The organism is Streptomyces sp. adm13(2018) (assembly GCF_008042145.1).
Classification (GTDB): domain Bacteria; phylum Actinomycetota; class Actinomycetes; order Streptomycetales; family Streptomycetaceae; genus Streptomyces.
Genome location: NZ_RDBH01000132.1, coordinates 1 through 4755, shown reverse-complemented (window position 1 = coordinate 4755; position 4755 = coordinate 1). Strand labels below are relative to the sequence as shown.

3 protein-coding genes and 1 pseudogene are annotated in these 4755 nt (G+C 71.7%); 1 reads left to right on the top strand and 3 read right to left on the bottom strand.

Features of this window, described 5'->3' with window-relative positions; genetic code table 11:
• Window positions 1-90: 90 nt before the first annotated feature.
• The 3 genes and pseudogenes from EAO70_RS26195 to EAO70_RS26185 form a co-directional block, all read right to left on the bottom strand.
• Window positions 91-741: an HhH-GPD-type base excision DNA repair protein gene (locus EAO70_RS26195; protein ID WP_148005376.1), complete on the bottom strand. Its 651-nt coding sequence runs from the start codon at window positions 739-741 to the stop codon at window positions 91-93.
• A gap of 42 nt (window positions 742-783) precedes the next feature.
• A pseudogene (locus tag EAO70_RS26190) lies at window positions 784-1400 on the bottom strand (RBBP9/YdeN family alpha/beta hydrolase).
• 133 nt (window positions 1401-1533) lie between these two features.
• Complete coding sequence (locus EAO70_RS26185; RefSeq protein ID WP_148005375.1) at window positions 1534-3804, bottom strand: ATP-binding cassette domain-containing protein; 2271 nt, start codon at window positions 3802-3804, stop codon at window positions 1534-1536.
• A 149-nt stretch (window positions 3805-3953) separates the two neighbouring features.
• Here EAO70_RS26185 and EAO70_RS26180 point away from each other — a divergent pair.
• Window positions 3954-4755, top strand: an 802-nt coding sequence (locus EAO70_RS26180) for a TetR/AcrR family transcriptional regulator (protein WP_148005374.1), incomplete at its 3' end; no start/stop codon positions are given.

The following is a 4755-nucleotide window of genomic DNA, read 5'->3' as shown; positions in this document are numbered from 1 at the left end:
GTTGAGGGGAAGTTAGCGAGCCGCAGGGCATCCTGTGAACACCTTCTCCACAATTCCTGTCACACAGAGCAGGATTGAAATCTGGAATTTTCAATTCCCGTCGGTTTTCTGCTCCTTGGCCGCTTTCGCCGCTTTCGCCGCCGCCTTCATCTCCTGCTTGTGCGCCCGCACCTTCACCAGCGACTCCGGACCCGTGATGTCGGCGGCCGAGCGGTACGAGCCCCGCTCGCCGTACGCGCCCGCCGCCTCCCGCCATCCCGTCGGCCGCACCCCGTACTGCTTGCCCAGCAGCGCCAGGAAGATCTGCGCCTTCTGCTTGCCGAAGCCGGGGAGCGCCTGGAGCCGCGCGAGCAGCTCCTTCCCGGTCGCCGCGTCCGCCCAGACGGCCTCGGCGTCGCCCCCGTACTCCTCCACCAGGAACGCGCACAGCTGCTGCACGCGCTGCGCCATCGACCCCGGGTAGCGGTGCACGGCGGGCTTCTCGGAGAGCAGCGCGGCGAACTCCTCCGGGTCCCGGGCGGCGATCTCGTGCGCGTCGAGATCGTCCGCCCCGAGCCGCCGGGCGATGGTGTACGGCCCCGAGAAGGCCCACTCCATCGGCACCTGCTGGTCGAGCAGCATGCCCACGAGCGCGGCCAGCGGCGACCGGCCGAGCAGCGCGTCGGCGTCCGGCTGCTGGGCGAGGTGGATCTCGGGGTGCTGGGGCTGCGGGGCGGCGGGGCTCTGGGACGCGGGGCTCATGGTTCGATCATCCCGCCGGGCCGGGGCGCCCGCGCGGTGGACTCACCCGTCCCCGGGCCCCGGCCCCTCCGGGGTGCCGTACGTCCGCCCCCGAGCCTGGTGACCCTCGATCCGCACCGACGGGTCCTCGCACCACTCCAGGAGCGAGGGCCACTCCCCGTAACCGGCGTCGGGGTTCAGGTGCGCCCCGCCCGGTACGCGGTCCGTGTCGAGGCCGAGCGGGGTGCCGTAGGAGACGTCGGCGCCCTCGGGGCAGTACGGGTCCCCGTCGCCGTACACGAGCCGCGCGTCGAGCCCCCGCTCCGTGAGGTCGAGCCCCTCGGCGAAGGCGGCGATCCCGGGGATCGAGGCGGCCACCGAGGGTGACGGCGGGGCGACGAGCAGCACCCGGTCGGCCTCGGGCCGGCGGGCGCCGGCCCGCAGCCAGAGCAGCACGGACAGGCTGTGCGCGAGGACCACGAACTCACCGCCGTCCGGTATCGCCTCCCGTGCTCGTCCAGGGCGGCGAGCCATTCCGCGAGGACGGGCGCGTCGGGCGAGGGCAGCGCCGGGTAGCGGACCTCGTGGCCCCGCTCCCGCAGCCGCCCGGCGAGCCAGTGCTGCCAGTGGCCGGGCGGGCGGTGGTTCTGGTAGCCGTGGAGGATCAGGTAGGTGGTCATGGCCGTGATCCTCCGGCCGGGACGCGCGGAGGTCCACCGAAGTCCACGGACCGGTCGTGGCCCCGGCGGCGCCGGGAGACCGATCCGCCGCCGCCGGGAATCCGCCGGGCATCCGCCGGGCATCCGCCCCGGCTCAGCCGCCCACGTACTCCCGCAGGTGACGTGCCGTCAAAGTATCGCCCTTCTCGACCAGTTGGGCCGGAGTGCCCTCGAAGACGATCCGGCCGCCGTCGTGCCCCGCCCCCGGACCCAGGTCGATCAGCCAGTCCGCGTGTGCCATCACCGCCTGGTGGTGCTCGATCACGACGACCGTGTTGCCGGCCTCGACGAGCCGGTCGAGGAGGGCGAGGAGCTTGTCGACGTCGGCCAGGTGGAGACCGGTGGTCGGCTCGTCCAGGACGTAGACCGCGGCCTTCTCCGCCATGTGGATGGCGAGCTTGATCCGCTGCCGTTCGCCGCCGGAGAGCGTGTTGAGCGGCTGCCCGAGCCGCAGGTACCCGAGGCCGACGTCCTTGAGGCGGCCGAGGATGGTGCGGGCCTGGCTCTTGGCGGTGAAGAAGTCGTACGCCTCCTCGATCGACAGCGACAGGACCTCGTGGATGTTCTTCCCGTTCAGCAGGTAGGTGAGGACCTCGGGTGTGAACCGCTTGCCCTCGCACTCCTCGCAGACCGACGCGACGCCCGCCGCGATGGCGAGGTCGGTGTAGACGAGCCCGAGGCCGTTGCAGCGCGGGCAGGCACCCTCGGAGTTGGCGCTGAAGAGGGCCGGCTTGACGCCGTTGGCCTTGGCGAAGGCCGTACGGATCGGCCCGAGCAGCCCGGTGTACGTGGCCGGGTTCGACCGGCGCGAGCCCCGGATGGGGGACTGGTCGGCGACGACGACGGCCTCGCGGCCCGGCAGGTTTCCGTGGATGAGGGAGGACTTGCCGGAGCCGGCCACGCCCGTGACGACGGTGAGGACCCCGGTCGGGATCTCGACGCCGACGTCCTTGAGGTTGTGCTGTGTGGCGCCGGTGATGCTCAGCGCGCCGGTGGGGACCCGTACCTCGGTGCGGAGCTTCGCCCGGTGCGCGAGGTGGTCGCCGGTGAGCGTGCCGGAGGTGCGGAGCCCCGGCACGTTCCCGCTGTAGCAGATCTCGCCGCCCGCCGTCCCGGCCCGCGGGCCGAGGTCGACGACGTGGTCGGCGATCTCGATGACCTCGGGCTTGTGCTCGACGACGAGGACGGTGTTGCCCTTGTCGCGCAGCCGCAGGAGCAGGTCGTTCATCCGCCGCACGTCGTGCGGGTGCAGTCCGGTGGTCGGCTCGTCGAAGACGTACGTGACGTCGGTGAGCGGGGAGCCGAGGTGCCGGACCATCTTCACGCGCTGGGCCTCGCCGCCGGAGAGCGTGCCGGAGGACCGGTCGAGGGACAGGTAGCCGAGGCCGATCTCGACGAGCGAGTCGAGGAGTTCGCGCAGGCCGGCGAGGAGCGGGGCGACGGAGGGGTCCTCGATCCGGCGGACGAACGCGGCGAGGTCGCTGATCTGCATCGCCGAGCACTCGGCGATGTTGACCCCGTCGATGCGGGAGGACAGCGCGGCGCGGGTGAGGCGGGCGCCCTCGCACTCGGGGCAGGTCCGGAAGCCGACGGCCCGGTCCACGAAGGCCCGGACGTGGGCCTGCATGGCCTCCCGGTCCTTGGAGAGGACGGTCCGCTGGAGCTTCACCACGAGACCCTCGTAGGTGAAGTTGTTGGTGCCGATCCGCACCTTGCAGGAGGGCTTGTGGAGGAGGTCCGCCCACTCCTCCTCGGTGAAGTCGGCGAGCTTCTTGTCGGGGTCGTAGAAGCCGGAGTGGGCCATGATCTGCCACATCCAGGAGTCGACGGCGTACCCCGGGAGGGTGAGTGCGCCCTCGTTGAGGGACTTGCTGCGGTCGACGAGCTCGTCGACGTCGATGTCGGAGATCTGGCCGGTGCCCTCGCAGCGGGGGCACATGCCCTCGGGCAGGTTGAAGCTGAAGGCGCCCGAGGTGCCGACGTGCGGGGTGCCGAGACGGCTGAAGACGATCCGCAGCATCGTGTACGCGTCGGTGGCCGTGCCCACGGTGGAGCGGGAGTTGGCGCCCATCCGCTCCTGGTCGACGACGATCGCGGCGCTGAGGTTGTGCAGTCCGTCGACGTCGGGGCGGGCGAGCGACGGCATGAAGGACTGGAGGAAGGCGCTGTAGGTCTCGTTGATGAGCCGCTGCGACTCGGCGGCGATGGTGCCGAAGACGAGGGAGGACTTGCCGGAGCCGGACACCCCGGTGAAGACGGTGAGGCGGCGCTTGGGGAGGTCGACGTCGACGTTCCTGAGGTTGTTCTCCCTGGCCCCGCGGACCTGGATGACGTGGTGGCTGTCCGCTGCGACGGGGTGGTTCATCGTGCGCCCTCCGGTGGTCGTCCTGTGTGCTGGGGAAGCGTACTCTATACAACGTACGAAGTAAGCGGGCGGCTATTCTGACCTGCGAGAACGCGGGAACCACGAAGAGCGTGAAGAGCGTGAAGAGTGCGACGAAGGACGGAAGCGGCATGGCGGGAGTGAAGGGGAAGAGCAGCAGTGGCGCGGGCGACCCGGCACGCACCCTGGAGCTTCTGTGGCGCGACGGCTCGGCCGCACCGGCGGGACGGCGCGGCCCGCGGCAGGGCCTCACGGTCGACGCGGTCGTCGACGCGGCCCTGGCCCTCGCGGACGCCGGCGGGCTCGACGCGCTGACCATGCGCGCGGTGGCCCAGCACCTCGGCGTGACCCCGATGACGCTCTACACGTACGTCCCCGGCAAGGCCGAGCTCCTCGATCTCATGCTGGACGCCGTCTTCCTCCGCATGGACCGGCCGCCGTTCCGCCCGGAGGAGTCCTGGCGGTCCCGCGTCACGGCGGTCGCGGACGCGAACCGGGCGCTGCACCTCGGGCATCCGTGGCTGGTCGAACTGCGCATCGTGCGGGCGCCGTTGGGGCCCGGGGTGATGAACAAGTACGAGTACGAGCTCGGCGCCTTCGAGGGTCTCGACCTCGACGACGTGGCCCGGGACTCGGCGCTGACGTACGTCCTCGGCTTCGTCCAGGCGGGCGCCCGGGCCGAGTTGGACGCGCGGGCGGAGGAACGGGAGAGCGCGATGTCGGACGGGGAGTGGTGGGAGGCCCACGAGCCGCTGCTGGCCCGGGCGTTGGACGAGACGCGGTTCCCGCTGGCGAGTCGGGTGGGGGAGGCGGCGGCGATCGCGTACGACGGCCTGTACGACGCGGACCACGCGTACCGCTTCGGCCTGGCACGCGTACTGGACGGCCTGGCGGCACTGGCGGGGGGCCGAGGGCCGCCAGGCCGTCCAGTAC